Below are 14,209 nucleotides of genomic sequence, written 5' to 3' on the forward strand. Positions count from 1 at the left end.
CGAGTCTATTTGTTCCCGGCAGGAGGCGCATCGCGCGTCACCAGCCAGATGCCCACGCACACCAGCACCAGCGCCACCAGATTCTTCCACTCCCACAGCGCCTCGCCCAGAAACACCGCCGACAGGCCGGCGCCGAACACCGGCACGGTGAAGTTGAACACGGTGACCTGGCTCACGCGGTTGTGCTTGAGCAGCAGGCTCCACAGCGAGAACGCGGCCGAGGACAGCAGGGCCAGGTAGACCAGCAAGGTGGTGGATGCGGGGGTGAAGCCGGTGAGCGAGCCGCCCGCGCCCCAGCCCATGGCGAGCAGGGCCGTGCCGCCTATGGCCAGTTGCCAGCCAGTCATGACGACCGAGTCCATGCGCTGCGAGAGCTGCTTGCCGTAGATGCTGGCGGCGGCCAGCACCAGGGCGGCGAGCACCACGAAGCCTTCACCGAGCAGGGTGAAGTCGAGGTCGAGCGTGCCTCGGCCCAGGTTGACCACCATCACGCCGGCAAAGCCCACCAGGCAGCCCCAGAGCTTGGCATGGCTCAGGCGGTCGTTGTGATAGACCCAGTGCGCCAGCAGCACGCTGAAGAACGTGCCGGTGGCGTTCATGATGGAAGCCTTGACCCCCGTGGTGTGCGCCACGCCCACGTAGAAGAACACGTACTGCAGCGCGGTCTGCGCCAAGCCCAGCACCACCAGCTGGCGCGCCGAGCCCGGGCCCAGGGCCCACACCTTGCGGCCGCTGGCCAGGGCCCAGGCCAGCAGCACCAGGCCCGCGCCGACGAAGCGCCAGCCCGCAAAGACGAGCTGGGTGGGCACGTCGCTCTTGGCGATGCCGAACCAGGCGTAGCCGGTCTTGATGGCGGGGTAGGAGCTGCCCCAGAGCAGGCAGCACAGTAGTGCCACGGCCACGACCACCCTGCGGTCGGAAAATCGGGAAACTGCCCCCATGCGGAAATCTCTCAGTCAAAAAGGGAAACGAGGCGCCCAGGGGCGCCCAAAAAGGCAAGAGGCGCCCGGAGGCGCCTCGTGGATGCTATCGGTCAGTGCAGGACAAAAAAACGCAGGAGACCCGGCCTCGCCGCCGGGCCCCCTGCGCTTCACCCACCACCCTTGAGAACCAAGTCCGGCAGCCACATGGAGAACTGCGGCACGTAGGTCACGAGCATCAGCGCCACGATGAGCGCGCTGTAGAACGGCCAGATGGTCTTCATCACCTCGCCCACGGAGATGCCGCCGATGGTGCAGCCGATGAACTGCGTGGTGCCCACGGGCGGCGTGTTCAGGCCCAGCGCGCAGTTGATCAGGATCACGATGCCGAACTGCTCGGTGCTCATGCCGAACTGCTGGCAGATGGGCAAGAAGATCGGCGTGCAGATGAGGATGGTGGCCGCCATGTCCAGAAAGGTGCCCAGGATGAACAGGATGATGTTCACGCTCAGGAAGATGACCCAGGGCGAGGTGCTCATCGACTTGAGTGCCTCGCCGGTGAGCTCGGCCACGCCATACAGGCCGATCAGGTAGCCGAACATCGACGAGATGCCGATCAGCAGCAGCACGGTGCCCGTAGTCTTGACGGCCTTGGAGGCGGCCTTGAGGAACTGCTCGCGTGTGAGCTTCTTGTAGACGAAGACCGAGAGCAAAAGCGCCCACAGCACCGCGACGGACGCTGACTCGGTGGCCGTGAAAGCCCCTGACAGGATGCCCGCGATGATGATGACCACCACGGCAAGGCCGGGGACGGAGGCGCGGAACGAGATCCACACGATCTCCCAGCCGGGGAAGGTGCCGGCGGGGTAGCCGCGCTTGACGGCCACGAGGTAGGCGGCCGCCAGGTTGCAGACCGTGAGCAGCAGTGCAGGCACGATGCCGGCGAGGATCAGCGCGGCAATGCTGACCTTGCCGCCAGCGGCCAGCGTGAAGATGATGAGGTTGTGCGAGGTGGGCATGAGCGCGCCCACCAGCGAGGCGTGGGTGGTCACGTTCACCGCGTAGTCGGCGTGGTAGCCCTCTTTCTTCATCTGCGGGATGAGCACGGCACCCATGGCCGAGACGTCGGCCACCGGCGAGCCCGAGACGCCGCCGAACAGCGTGCAGGCCAGCACGTTGCTCATGCCCAGGCCGCCGCGCACGTGGCCGGCCACGCTCTTGGCGAAGTTGACGATGCGATCGGCAATGCCACCGTACATCATGATCTCGCCGGCAAAGATGAAGAACGGAATCGCCAGGAACGAGAACGGGTTCATTCCCGAAATCATCTGCTGGAAGCCCACGGCCAGCGGCAGGCCTTCGTACAGGATGGTGGCCAGCGAGGACAGGCCGATCGAAAAGGCCACGGGCACGCCCAGCAGCAGCAGGAGCGTGAAGGTCACGCAGAGAATGGTCAACGCCATGGTGGTGGAATCTTTGTAGGGACGGACGTTAGGGTGCAGAAGTCAGGTGGGCGCAGCAGCGTTCAATGCCAGGCCGGCTCGACTTCGACGCCACGCAGGATGGCGATGATGTGCTCCAGAGAGAACATGGCCACCAGCACGCCGGCCATGGCGGGCGGCACGTACTTGAAGGCTTCGGAGATACCGAGCGTGGGGATCTTGTAGGGCGCGACCGACTCGGCCAGCACACCGCAGTTCCAGGCCATGACGACGCCGAACAGCAGCACCAGCGCGTGGATCAGCAGTTCGAGCTTGGTGCGCAGCCAGTCGGGCGCCAGCACCAGAAAGGATTCGAGGCCGATGTGGCCCGCGTCGCGCACTCCCACCGCCATGCCGAGCATGGTCACGTAGAGCACAAGCAGCACCGCGCCGCTCTCGGCCCAGGTGGGCGTGTCGTTGAACACATAGCGGCCGATGACCTGGTAGAGCACGGCGCAAACCAGCAGGACGAGCCCTCCCACCCCGAGTTGAAGGCAGGTGCGCGCAATGAAAGCGCAGAGTCGCGTGTACATAGTGGACATTCAATAACAACTGGAAGTGGGCAGGCGGCGGGCAGCTCCCTGTGCCGCCTGCCCTGGAGACTCTGGCTTTCTCTTACTGCACTGCGTCGATGCGCTTGACCATGTCCTGCAGCTTGGGGTCCTTGAGGAACTTGTCGTACACCGGCTTCATGGCGGTCTTGAACGCAGCCTTGTCGATCTCGACGATCTGCGCGCCGCCGGCCTTCACGGTGGCCAGGGATTTCTCTTCGCGCTCGTCCCAGATCTTGCGCATGAAGCCCACCGACTCCTTGGCTGCGGCACGGATGGCCTTTTGCTCATCGGCGCTCAGGGTGTCCCAGATTCGCTTGCTGAACAGCAGGATCTCGGGCGCCATGGAGTGCTCGGTCTTGTTGAAGTACTTGGCCACTTCGAAGTGGCGCGAGCTCTCGTAGCTGGGGTAGTTGTTTTCAGCAGCATCCACCAGGCCGGTCTTGAGCGCGGTATAGACCTCGCCGAAGGGCATGGGGGTGGCGTTGGCGCCCATGGCTTCTAGCAGCGAGACCCACAGGTCGCTCTGCTGCACGCGCACCTTCAGGCCCTTGACGTCGGCCAGGGTCTTGACGGGCTTCTTGACGGTGTAGATCGAGCGTGCGCCGCTGTCGTAGAAGGCCAGGCCCACAAAGCCCTGCGATTCGCAGTCCTTCAGGATCTCGTCGCCGATGGAGCCGTCGAGCACCTTGCGCATGTGTTCCTTGTCGCGGAACAGGAAGGGCATGGTGGGCACCATGGTGGCGGGGCAGATGTTGTTCATGGGCGCGACGTTGACGCGCGTCATGGCGATGGCGCCCAGCTTGGTCTGCTCGATCGTGTCCTTCTCGATACCCAGAGAGCCCTTGGCGTAGACCTTGATGCTGTGCTTGCCGCCAGTGGCCTTGGACAGCGTCTCGCCCATGTGGCGCACGGCCAGCACGGTGGGGTAGTCCTCAGGGTGGATGTCGGACGAGCGGAATTCGGTGGCCTGCGCGGCCAGGCTGCCGATCAGCATGCCGGCGGCCAGCGCCACGCGGCCGATGAGATGTGGAACGTTCATGGTGGTTGTCTCCTGGGTTGAAATGGGGGCGGGGGCTGCGCTCAGGCAGCCCGGTACGGGGCTTCTGCGAGCCCCTGGGTGCCGGGGCGGGTCACGAAGACCGCGCCGCCGTGCAAGACGTCGTTGCCCTGGGGCTGGCCGGGGCGGATGGAGGTGATGAACAGCAGGTCGAGGTCGGGCCCGCCGAAGCTGCACATCGAGGGCTTGCTCACTGGCACGCTGATCGAGCGGTCGAGCACGCCGTCGGGCGTGAAGCGGTGCACCACGCCGGCGTCGTTGCCGCAGATCCAGTAGCAGCCGTCAGTGTCGATAGCGCCGCCATCGGGCCGGCCGGGCAGCTCGCGCATGTCCACGAACAGGCGCCTCGGGCCCAGGCTGCCGTCGTCGTGCAGGTCCAGCGTCCAGACCTTCTGCACGCTGGGGTGGCTGTCGCTCAGGTACATGGTGGCGCCATCGGGGCTGAACGCCAGGCCGTTCTGCGTGACCAGGCCTTCGACCTGGGGCACGGACAGGCCGTGCGCATCCTGGCGGTACAGGCCGCCCGCCGGCTGGGCGAGCGACATGTCGCGCACCATGGTGCCTGCCCAGAAGCGCCCCTGGCGGTCGCAGCGGCCATCGTTGAAACGCATGCCCTCTTGCGGGTGCTGCACGGCAGACACCAGGGTGCAGGCCAGCGTGCCGTCATCGGCCGGGCGCAGGTGGAAAAGGCCCGTATCCATGCCGGCGATCAGGCCGCCATCGGCATGCAGCGCGATGCAGGCCAGGCGCTCGGGCGTGGCCCAGCTGGTCAACTGGCGGTCGGCCCAACGCAGGCGGCGCAGCGCGCGGCCTTCGATGTCCACCCAGTACAGGGCTTGTTCGGTGGCAGACCACAGCGGGCTCTCGCCCACCTGGTCCTGGTGGTCGGGCAGCAGCAATTCCATGGCGCTATCGCTCACTCGAACGGGCCGGTGCGCACGAAGGGGCCGCCCTGGTAGATGACGGCGGGGTCGCTCATGTCGGGCGTGGGGTCGGCCGCCTCCACCTTGGCGCGGAAGGGCTCGGAGCTGTCCTGCGGCCGGTAGCCGATGTGGCGCGCCAGCGTGTTGTCCCACCAGGTGGTGGTGTTGTCGCCCATGCCGTAAATGGTGCTGTGGCCGACCACGGGTGCGGTGAGGCTGGCGATGACCAGGCGCTCCAGGTCGTCGTAGCTCATCCAGGTGGCGAGCATGCGGCGGTTGCGCGGCTCGGGGAAGGAGGAGCCGATGCGCAGACACACGGTCTCGATGCCGTAGCGGTCGAAGTAAAAGCGCGAGAGGTCTTCGCCGAAGGCCTTGGACAGGCCGTACAGGCCGTCGGGCCGGGCCGGGTCCTTGAGGCCCACGACCTCGTCCTGGCGGTAGAAGCCGGTGACGTGGTTGCTGCTGGCGAACACCACGCGCTTGACGCCCTGCTTGCGGGCTGCCTCGTACAGGTTGTACACACCGACGATGTTGGCCGGCAGGATGGCGTCCCAAGGCTGCTCGGTCGACACGCCACCCAGGTGCACCACGGCGTCCACACCGGCCAGCAATTCATGGATGGCGGCGGCGTCTTCCAGCCTGGCGGGGCGCACTTCCTCGCCTGCGGCCTCGGCACCCAGGTCGGCGATGTCGGACAGGCGCAGGCTGGTGCAATAGGCCTTCAGGCGGGTGCGCAGCTCACGGCCCAGACCGCCGGCGGCACCGGTGAGCAGCAGGCGGTTGAATCGGATCGGTGTCGGGTGACAAGGCATGGAAATCGGGGAGGTTCTTGGTACAGTGGCGGTATGCTTCGTTGCACGTCATCAGTTGTCGTACAACGCGAATGCAATGTACTCCCAAGAGCCCCACCGTCACATAGGGATAACACCGAGAAATGAACACCGCCATCGCCCTTCGCCGCAAGCCCCGCACCCTGGCCCTGGAGCTGGTTGAATCCCTGGGCGACCGCATCCGCGACGGGCGCCTGGCGCTGGGCGACAAGCTGCCCACAGAGGCGGCGATCATGGCGGAGTTCGAGGTCAGCCGCACCGTGGTGCGCGAGGCGATTTCCAAGCTGCAGGCCTCGGGCCTGGTGGAAACGCGCCACGGCATCGGCACCTTCGTGCTGGGGCTGGGCCAGGCGCCGGGCTTCAAGATCACGCCCGACCAGTTCAGCACCCTGCGCGACGTGATCGCCGTGCTGGAGCTGCGCATCGGCGTGGAGACCGAGGCAGCCGCGCTGGCCGCGCAGCGCCGCACCGACGCCAACATCGCCGCCATGCGCGTGGCGCTGGACGCCGTGACCAAGGCGGTGGACGAAGGGCGCGACGCGGTGGCGTCGGATTTCCAGTTCCACCTGGAGATTGCGCGCGCCACACAGAACAGCCATTTCGCGGAGCTGATGGGCACGCTGGGCAGCATGATCATTCCGCGTGCGCGGCTCGAAGCCGGCGACAGCCAGAGCGACCTGCGCCAGTACCTGCGGCGCGTGAACGGCGAGCACGAAAGCATCTACGACGCCATCGTCGGCCAGGACCCCGATGGCGCGCGCGCCGCCATGCGCACCCACCTGGCCAACAGCCGCGAGCGGCGCCGCCGCGCCCAGGCCGAGGCGGGCTGACGCCCGGGGGCCCTAAGCCCCCACCCTACCCCCCAACTCCCAGCCTTCTCCGCAGGCTGCATGCCGCCTGCGTGCACCGCCCCACGGGACCGGGCATGTCAGTAATAACCCGGAGCCACACCACCGCATTTTGTTGTACGATGACATACAACAAATCGCCGCGTTGAGGCTGCTGCCCTGCCCCGAAAGCACCGGCACACGCCAGCGCATGCCTCATTGCCTGGGAGCTTTCGTCCATGACCTCACCAAAATGCGCGCCGCCGACCGGCATGGGACCTTGTGAGGTCAGACATCTGCCCGCCCCGATGGCAGCAGCCACCGAGCGCTGAGCACTTCGGCACCCTGCGGCCCCGGGCCGCCCCCTGCACAACAACGACAGCCCCTGACCGCGCCGAGCCGGCGCGCAGCCCTGCCCTGCCCATCCACCCCTGAGGAGCCCCACCGCCCATTCCATTCCATCCCCGCTTTCATCAACCCTGAAGAAAACAAGAGCCGAGAACGAGAGAGAGACAAAAAACCATGAAGAAGACGACGCAAATTTCCAACCTGTCCCTGGCCGCCTGCGCGGCGCTGCTGGCCGCTGCGCCCGCAGCCCAGGCCCAGTCGAGCGTGACGCTGTTCACCCTGGTCGACGTCAACGTCAGCCACTACAGCGCGGGCTCGCGCTCGGGCGCTGGCAGCATGACGGCCATGAACGACGGCACGACCAACGGCCTGAACGGCTCGCGCTGGGGCATCCGCACCGTGGAGGACCTGGGGGGCGGCCTCAAGGCCGGTGTGCTACTGGAAAACGGGTTCAACGCCGACAACGGCACCTTCGGCCAGGGCGGCCGGGCCTTCGGGCGCCAGGCCTTCGTGTGGCTGTCGTCGTCCACGGTGGGTGAGTTGCGCCTGGGCCGCCAGTACATCCTGGAAGACTCGGTCATGGGCCTGAGCAACCCGTTCACCAACGCCCTCACGCTGAACCCCGGCACCGGCGTGACCAACGCCGGCAAGGCCCTGCCCCTGTGGCTCAACGCCCCGCGTGCCGACAACGTGCTGCAGGTGCAGACCATCAACTACAGCGGCTTCCAGGCCGCCGCCCAGGTGGCGCCCGGCGAAGGCACGGCCGACCGCTTCTATGGCGTCAAGCTGAGCTACGGCCAGGGCCCGTTCAACAGCGCGCTGTCGTACGAATGGAACCGCTCGCGCACCACGGGTGACAACGTGAACAAGTCGCTCACGGTGGCGGCCAACTACAACTTCGGCGTGGTCAAAGTGCTCGGCGGCGTGCAGCGCAACCGCGACCTGGCCACCACCTCGGTCAACGGCGCCTTCACGGGCAACAACCTGACCGTGACCGGCACCAATACCTTCGCCATGGACCACAGCGACGGCACCACCATCGGCGTGGAAGTGCCCGTGGGCTCCTTCGTGCTGCTGGGCGCCAACTACACCCGCGTGAAGTACGCCAACGCGGCAGGCCAGAATGACACCCTGGGCAAGGTCGCCGTGGGTGCGCGCTATGCGCTGTCCAAGAACACCTTCCTGTATGCGTCGGCGTCGCAAGCCACCGGCGGACTCAAGGATTTCGTCAGCCAGAAGGGCGTCACGCAGATCGGCGTGCGCACGGCTTTTTAAGGCACGCCAGAATGGGCCACCAGCCACCGCGCACCGACCGCTGCACAATGCACTGCCCCGCGCAGGCGCTGTGCAGTGGCCGGGCCTGCGCGGTGCGCCGGCGGCCTGTTCGGCACTGTTGCCACCACTTTCCCACTACCCGCACCACACCATGCATGCAAACCTGATTGGCGGAACCTGGACCGAAGGCGTCCGCGGCTACCGCAACACCAACCCCTCGGACACCCGCGATGTGATCGGCGACTACGCCGTGGCCAGCCGCGAGCAGGCGCTGGACGCTGTGGCGGCTGCCCAGGCCGCATTCCCGGCGTGGAGCCTTTCCACGCCCCAGCAGCGCTTTGACGTGCTGGACGCCGTGGGCAACGAAATCATCGCGCGCAAGGCCGAGCTGGGTGACCTGCTGGCCCGCGAAGAGGGCAAGACCCTGCCTGAAGCGATTGGCGAAGTGGGCCGCGCGGCCGCCATTTTCAAGTTCTTTGCCGGCGAGGCACTGCGCCCCGGTGGTGAACTGGTGCCCTCGGTGCGCCCCGGCGTGGGCATCGAGATCACGCGCGAGCCCCTGGGCATCATCGGCATCATCACGCCGTGGAACTTCCCCATCGCCATCCCGGCCTGGAAGATCGCCCCGGCCCTGGCCTATGGCAACTGCGTGGTGTTCAAGCCCGCCGAAGTCGTGCCTGGCTCCGCCTGGGCGCTGGCCGACATCCTGCACCGCGCGGGCCTGCCGGCCGGCGTGTTCAACCTGGTGATGGGCCGCGGCTCGGACGTCGGCCAGGTGCTGCTCGAAGACGAGCGCATCGCCGGCGTGAGCTTCACCGGATCGGTGGGCACGGGCCAGCGCGTGGCGGCGGCCTGCGTGCCGCGCGGTGCCAAGGTGCAGCTGGAGATGGGCGGCAAGAACCCCTTTGTGGTGCTCGATGACGCCGATCTGGCCGTGGCCGTGGGCGCCGCGGTGAACAGTGGCTTCTTCTCCACCGGCCAGCGCTGCACGGCCAGCAGCCGCGTGATCGTGACCGATGGCATCCACGACCGCTTCGTGGCCGCCGTGATCGAGAAGATGAAGACTCTGAAGGTGGACGACGCGCGCAAGGCCGGCACCGACATCGGCCCCGTGGTCGACGACCGCCAGCTGGCGCAGGACCTGGAGTACATCGGCATCGGCCAGCAGGAAGGTGCCAAGCTCGCCTACGGCGGCGAGGCACTGGAGAAAAACGCCGATGGCGCGCCCGGCTTCTACCTGCGCCCGGCCCTGTTCACCGAGACCACGCCCGGCATGCGCATCAACCGCGAAGAGATCTTCGGCCCCGTGGTGAGCGTGCAGCGCGTGAAGAACTACGACGAAGCGCTGGCCCTGGCCAACGACACCCCCTTCGGCCTGGCCAGTGGCATCGCCACCACCAGCCTCAAGCACGCCACGCACTTCAAGCGCCACGCCCAGGCCGGCATGGTGATGGTGAACCTGCCAACCGCCGGTGTGGACTACCACGTGCCGTTCGGCGGCCGCAAGAGCAGCAGCTACGGTCCGCGCGAGCAGGGGCGCTACGCCGCCGAGTTCTACACCACGGTGAAGACGGCGTACACGCAGGCCTGATTCCGCACGCGTGATCCACCAGACCTGGTCCATCCAGGCTTGGTGCAAAGCATCGGGCGCCCTCGGCGCCCGATGCTTTTTTGCGGCGGCGATGCATAATCGCGCCCCATGTACGCCCTGCGAACCTTCTCCGTCCTGCGCCTCTGGGTGCTGGCCTGGTTCGTGGCGTCCATGGGCGTGGCCATCGCCTCGCCGCTGGTGAACCCCCAGTCCATCGAGGTGATCTGCTCGGGGGCCGGCACCATCAAGCTGCTGGTGCAGACCGACGACGGTACCGTCGAGATGGGCAGCATGGGCATGGACTGCCCGCTGTGCAGCATCGCAGGCGCCCCGCCTGCCGTTCCATGCGCCTTCCTTCCCCTGCCGCAACCGCTGGCGCACGCCGTGCAGCCGGTTCAGGCGGCACGCATTGCCGCCATCACGGCGGCGCCGCTGCCCGCGCGCGGGCCGCCCGCTTCTCTCTGACCTGACCGCCGCTCGTGCAGGCCCCTGAACGCCAGGGCTGCGCGGCCTTCCTGTCCGTGATGTCGCGGGCAGCGCGCGCCTGCAGGCCCAGCCTGCGCTCAGCGCCGCGCTGCCTGCCAGAGAGTTGAGCCATGTCCCGTTCCCCTTCGCCTGCTTGCACGCCGGCCTTCTTCGCCCCATCGCCGCTGCATGCGGCCATCCTCGCCCTGGTGCCGCTGTGCGCGGCCGCCCAGGCGCAGCCCGCCCCCACCCTGCAGGCCGTCGAGGTGACCGACGCAGCGCCGCAGCCCAATGGCCGCCTGCAGCTCGACACGCCGGTGGGCACCGGCAGCCGCCTGGGGCTGACACCGCGCGAGACGCCGGCATCGGTCACGCTGGTGGACCGCGCCACCATCGACGCGCGCGGCGCGCAGGACACGCAGGAGATATTGCGCGCTATCCCCGGCGTCACGGCGCACAACGCGCCGGGCTCCATGGCCGCCAGCTACCGGGGCTTCAGCGGCAACTCGGTGAGCCAGATGTACAACGGCATCACCGTGCAGTACGGCAGTGCCACGCGCGCGGTGGACAGCTGGATCTACGACCGGGTCGAGGCCGTGGGCGGTGCATCGAGCTTCCTCTACGGCTCGGGCGCGGTGGGCGGCTCGCTCAACTACATCACCAAGACGCCCGAGCGCAGCAACTTCGGCGAGGCGCAGTTGCGCCTGGGCGCGAACGACCTCAAGGAGGTGTCGGTGGGCCTGAACCGGCGCCTGTCCGGCGATGGTGGTGGCGCTGGCGCGGCGAACTTTACCCGCATCGACCTGAACCACCGCGATGCGGGCAACTGGGTCGAGGGTGTGCACTCGCGTTCCACCCAGTTGGCCGCCTCGCTGCTGACGGACCTGGGCGGCGGCTTCACCCACCTGCTGGCCTACGAGTACCAGAAGGACGACGTGGACCGCCCCTACTGGGGCACGCCTGTGCTCAACCCCAACCTGGGCGCGCTGCGCGTGGACCCGGCCACGCGCTTCAAGAACTACAACAGTGCCGATGGCATCTACCAGCAGCGCGTGCAGTGGCTGCGCTCGGTGGCGCAGTGGCGGGTTTCGGACGCGCTGCAACTGCGCAACACCCTGTATGCCTACGATGCGCTGCGCGACTACCGCAACGTGGAGACCTACCGCTTCAACGCCGCCAACACCCAGGTGGCGCGCACCTCGCCCTTTTTGCAGCGCCACGACCACGAGGTGCTGGGCGACCGCATCGAGGCCACCTGGCAGGGCACGCTGGCCGGCCGCAAGAGCGACTGGGCCTTTGGCCTCGATGCCAGCGTGAACCGGCAGACGCGCTTTCCCAACAGCCTGACCAGCACCGTGAGCACGGTGAACCCCTACCAGTTCACCACCGAGCGCTTCTTCGACATCCCGGGCATGGCGCCAGGCTTCAACCCCGACCGCGACAACAAGACCACCACCACCGCGCTGTACCTGGAAAACCGCACGGCGCTTGCCCCCAGCGTGCACCTCATCACCGGCCTGCGGCACGAGCGCATCGACCTGGACCTGACCAACCGCCGCACCGTCACGGCTGCCAGCCCGGCCAGCTTCAGCCGCAGCTACCACCCCACCACCGGCCGCCTGGGCGTGGTGTGGGACTTCGCGCCCAACGCCAACCTGTATGCCCAGGCATCGACCGCTGCCGACCCGCCATCGGGCTCCTTGGCCACCGCGTCGTTTGCCGACGTCGCCAACAACAGCGCGCTGACCACCGGCCGACAGGCCGAGGTGGGCAGCAAGTTTGACTTTTGGGACGGCAAGGGCACGGCCACGGCGGCGGCCTTCCAGATCACGCGCAAGAACATCGCCTCGCAGGACCCGAACAACCCCACGCTGACCGTGCTGGTGGGCGAGCAGTCGGCCCGGGGCATCGAGTTGGCGGTGGGTGTGCGCCCGACCAGCCAGTGGCAGGTGCAGGCCAACCTCACCCGGACCCGGGCGCGCTACGAGAACTATGCGCAAGGCGGCATCTCGCTGGCCGGCAGAACGCCCATCAACACGCCGGAAACAGTGGCCAACCTCTGGGTGTCGTACGCCCTCACCCCGGCCCTCACGACCAGCGCCGGCGTGCGCCATGTGGGCAAGGTGTACGCCGATGCCGCCAACACGCAGTACTGGCCCGCGTACACACTGCTGGACCTGGGCCTGGCGTGGAAGCTGAACCGGTCCACCACGCTCACCGGCCGCATCCGCAACGCCACCGACCGTATCCACGCGGTGGAGTCGCGCAGCACGCAGGTCTACCTGGGCGCCGCGCGCACGGCGGACGTCACCTTGCACGTCGCGTTCTGAGCAGGGGCCAAGCATGCTGCCGCACGCCAAGCGCTGGCTCTACCTCGTGCACCGCTGGGCGGGGGTGGTGCTGTGCGCCTTCTTCGCCATGTGGTTTGTCTCGGGCGTGGTGATGATGTACGTGGGCTACCCCAAGCTCACGGCCACCGAGCGGCTGGAGCACATGGCACCGCTGCGCACGGCCGCCATCGCGATGGAGCCCGCGCAGGCCCTGCGCGCGGCGGGTATCGACAGCAAGCCCCTGTCGGACCTGCGGCTGGCCGTGGCCAGCGGCGGGCGGGCGGTCTACCTGGTGCTGCCGGAGGGCGCACCCAGGCGCGGTCCCGCCACCGTGGTCGATGCCAGCACCGGCCAGGTGCTGAGCGGGGTGGACGCGGCCTGGGCCACGGCATCGGCCCAGGCCTTTGCCGGTGCGCCCGGCAGCGCCCCGCGCTACCTGGGCAGCCTGGACGAGGACGCCTTCACCCACTCGCGCGCCCTCGATGCGCACCGCCCCCTGCACCGCCTGGCACTGGGCGACGCGGCGGACACCGAGGTCTACGTCTCGGGCACCACCGGCGAGGTGGTGCGAGACGCCACGCGCACGGAACGCGGCTGGAACTACGTGGGCGCCTGGATCCACTGGCTCTACCCGTTTCGCGGCAATGCCTTCGATGCCTGGTGGGCCGACATCGTGAACTGGCTGTCCATCGCCGGCATCGTGCTGACCATCACCGGCACCGTGGTGGGCATCATGCGCTGGCGCTTCACACGGCGCTACAAGAGCGGCTCGCGCTCGCCCTACCGGGGCTTCATGATGCGCTGGCACCATGTCTTTGGCCTGCTGTTCGCAGCGGTCACGCTGACCTGGATCTTCAGCGGCCTGATGTCCATGAACCCGTGGAAGGTCTTCTACAGCGGCGCCCCGGCCTTGCGCACAGAGGCCATGCACGGCGGCCCACTGCTGCTGCCCGCGCAGCCCGCCAGTGTGCAGGCTCTGCTGGCTGCCGCCTCGCCCAACACCCGGGAGCTGCGCTGGGTGCGCACGGCCGGCCACACGCTGGTGCAGGCAGGCAGCCCCACGGGCGCGCCGGTCCTGCTCGATGCCGCCACCGCCCGGCCCCACGCCATGGACCCAGAAGCGCTGCAAGCCGCCGCGGCACGGCTGCTGCCCGACCCGGTGGCGCGCACCGAGCTGCTGCACGACTACGACCTGCACTACTACAGCCGCGCCGCGCACACCATGACCGGCGGCGGCGACAAGCCCCTGCCGGTGCTGCGCGTGGTGTTTGCCGACACCCACGCCACCTGGGTGCACATCGACCCGCACACCGGCGCCGTGCTGGACAAGAGCGACACCCACCGCCGCGCCAGCCGCTGGCTGTTCGCCCTGCTGCACAGCTGGGACTGGGGACCGCTGCTGGCGCGCCGGCCGCTGTGGGATGGGGTGCTCATCGTGCTGAGCCTGGGCGGGGCGGTGCTGAGCCTCACGGGCGTGGTGGTGGGGTGGCGACGGCTGGTGCGGCCGTGGCGGGGCACAGGGCAGGCCGCCAGGCAGGGTGCAAAATAGTACTGAAACTTTTAGTTTCACAAAGCTACACTGCGTAACACCCGGGTGCTACGCAGCGG

Annotated in this window: 12 protein-coding genes; 6 read left to right on the forward strand and 6 right to left on the reverse strand. The window is 68.0% G+C overall.

The genetic code is table 11. The features are described from left to right. Positions 1–5: 5 nt before the first annotated feature. From ASE28_RS25405 to ASE28_RS25430, 6 genes are all read right to left on the reverse strand, one after another. Positions 6–941: a DMT family transporter gene (locus ASE28_RS25405; RefSeq protein ID WP_057268994.1), complete on the reverse strand. Its 936-nt coding sequence runs from the start codon at positions 939–941 to the stop codon at positions 6–8. A gap of 149 nt (positions 942–1,090) precedes the next feature. Beyond that, positions 1,091–2,383 carry a TRAP transporter large permease gene (locus tag ASE28_RS25410; protein ID WP_057268995.1) on the reverse strand — a complete coding sequence of 431 codons (1,293 nt, stop codon included), beginning with the start codon at positions 2,381–2,383 and terminating at the stop codon, positions 1,091–1,093. Between the two features lie 62 nt (positions 2,384–2,445). Then, positions 2,446–2,934, reverse strand: a complete 489-nt coding sequence (locus ASE28_RS25415) for a TRAP transporter small permease (RefSeq protein WP_007853074.1) — start codon at positions 2,932–2,934, stop codon at positions 2,446–2,448. A gap of 82 nt (positions 2,935–3,016) precedes the next feature. Then, on the reverse strand, positions 3,017–3,994 hold the full coding sequence (locus ASE28_RS25420) for a TRAP transporter substrate-binding protein (protein WP_057268996.1): 978 nt from the start codon (positions 3,992–3,994) through the stop codon (positions 3,017–3,019). A gap of 41 nt (positions 3,995–4,035) precedes the next feature. Further along, positions 4,036–4,917, reverse strand: a complete 882-nt coding sequence (locus ASE28_RS25425) for an SMP-30/gluconolactonase/LRE family protein (protein WP_057268997.1) — start codon at positions 4,915–4,917, stop codon at positions 4,036–4,038. An 11-nt stretch (positions 4,918–4,928) separates the two neighbouring features. After that, positions 4,929–5,747 carry an NAD(P)-dependent oxidoreductase gene (locus ASE28_RS25430; protein WP_057268998.1) on the reverse strand — a complete coding sequence of 273 codons (819 nt, stop codon included), beginning with the start codon at positions 5,745–5,747 and terminating at the stop codon, positions 4,929–4,931. A gap of 122 nt (positions 5,748–5,869) precedes the next feature. Between ASE28_RS25430 and ASE28_RS25435 the strand changes: the two genes are divergently transcribed. The 6 genes from ASE28_RS25435 to ASE28_RS25460 all read left to right on the forward strand — a co-directional run bounded on the left by ASE28_RS25435 (position 5,870) and on the right by ASE28_RS25460 (position 14,150). Beyond that, entirely contained in the window at positions 5,870–6,595 is a 726-nt protein-coding gene (locus ASE28_RS25435; RefSeq protein WP_007853081.1) for a FadR/GntR family transcriptional regulator, read from the forward strand. 519 nt (positions 6,596–7,114) lie between these two features. Then, positions 7,115–8,215, forward strand: a complete 1,101-nt coding sequence (locus ASE28_RS25440; protein ID WP_057268999.1) for a porin — start codon at positions 7,115–7,117, stop codon at positions 8,213–8,215. A gap of 151 nt (positions 8,216–8,366) precedes the next feature. Then, complete coding sequence (locus tag ASE28_RS25445; RefSeq protein WP_057269175.1) at positions 8,367–9,806, forward strand: aldehyde dehydrogenase family protein; 1,440 nt, start codon at positions 8,367–8,369, stop codon at positions 9,804–9,806. A 108-nt stretch (positions 9,807–9,914) separates the two neighbouring features. Further along, positions 9,915–10,271 (forward strand): DUF2946 family protein, encoded by a 357-nt coding sequence (locus ASE28_RS25450; protein ID WP_057269000.1) that lies wholly within the window; start codon positions 9,915–9,917, stop codon positions 10,269–10,271. 131 nt (positions 10,272–10,402) lie between these two features. Beyond that, positions 10,403–12,601, forward strand: coding sequence for a TonB-dependent siderophore receptor (locus ASE28_RS25455; protein WP_057269001.1), 2,199 nt, complete (start codon positions 10,403–10,405; stop codon positions 12,599–12,601). Between the two features lie 13 nt (positions 12,602–12,614). Further along, entirely contained in the window at positions 12,615–14,150 is a 1,536-nt protein-coding gene (locus tag ASE28_RS25460) for a PepSY-associated TM helix domain-containing protein (RefSeq protein ID WP_057269002.1), read from the forward strand. Positions 14,151–14,209: the final 59 nt, after the last annotated feature.

It is taken from the genome of Acidovorax sp. Root219, assembly GCF_001428665.1.
GTDB lineage: Bacteria > Pseudomonadota > Gammaproteobacteria > Burkholderiales > Burkholderiaceae_C > Acidovorax.

Bases quoted from the DNA above. Each gene is read 5' to 3' on its own strand.
- ASE28_RS25405 (WP_057268994.1), bottom strand. From the start codon at position 941: ATGGGGGCAGTTTCCCGATTTTCCGACCGCAGGGTGGTCGTGGCCGTG.
- ASE28_RS25410 (WP_057268995.1), bottom strand. From the start codon at position 2,383: ATGGCGTTGACCATTCTCTGCGTGACCTTCACGCTCCTGCTGCTGCTG.
- ASE28_RS25415 (WP_007853074.1), bottom strand. From the start codon at position 2,934: ATGTACACGCGACTCTGCGCTTTCATTGCGCGCACCTGCCTTCAACTC.
- ASE28_RS25420 (WP_057268996.1), bottom strand. From the start codon at position 3,994: ATGAACGTTCCACATCTCATCGGCCGCGTGGCGCTGGCCGCCGGCATG.
- ASE28_RS25425 (WP_057268997.1), bottom strand. From the start codon at position 4,917: ATGGAATTGCTGCTGCCCGACCACCAGGACCAGGTGGGCGAGAGCCCG.
- ASE28_RS25430 (WP_057268998.1), bottom strand. From the start codon at position 5,747: ATGCCTTGTCACCCGACACCGATCCGATTCAACCGCCTGCTGCTCACC.
- ASE28_RS25435 (WP_007853081.1), top strand. From the start codon at position 5,870: ATGAACACCGCCATCGCCCTTCGCCGCAAGCCCCGCACCCTGGCCCTG.
- ASE28_RS25440 (WP_057268999.1), top strand. From the start codon at position 7,115: ATGAAGAAGACGACGCAAATTTCCAACCTGTCCCTGGCCGCCTGCGCG.
- ASE28_RS25445 (WP_057269175.1), top strand. From the start codon at position 8,367: ATGCATGCAAACCTGATTGGCGGAACCTGGACCGAAGGCGTCCGCGGC.
- ASE28_RS25450 (WP_057269000.1), top strand. From the start codon at position 9,915: ATGTACGCCCTGCGAACCTTCTCCGTCCTGCGCCTCTGGGTGCTGGCC.
- ASE28_RS25455 (WP_057269001.1), top strand. From the start codon at position 10,403: ATGTCCCGTTCCCCTTCGCCTGCTTGCACGCCGGCCTTCTTCGCCCCA.
- ASE28_RS25460 (WP_057269002.1), top strand. From the start codon at position 12,615: ATGCTGCCGCACGCCAAGCGCTGGCTCTACCTCGTGCACCGCTGGGCG.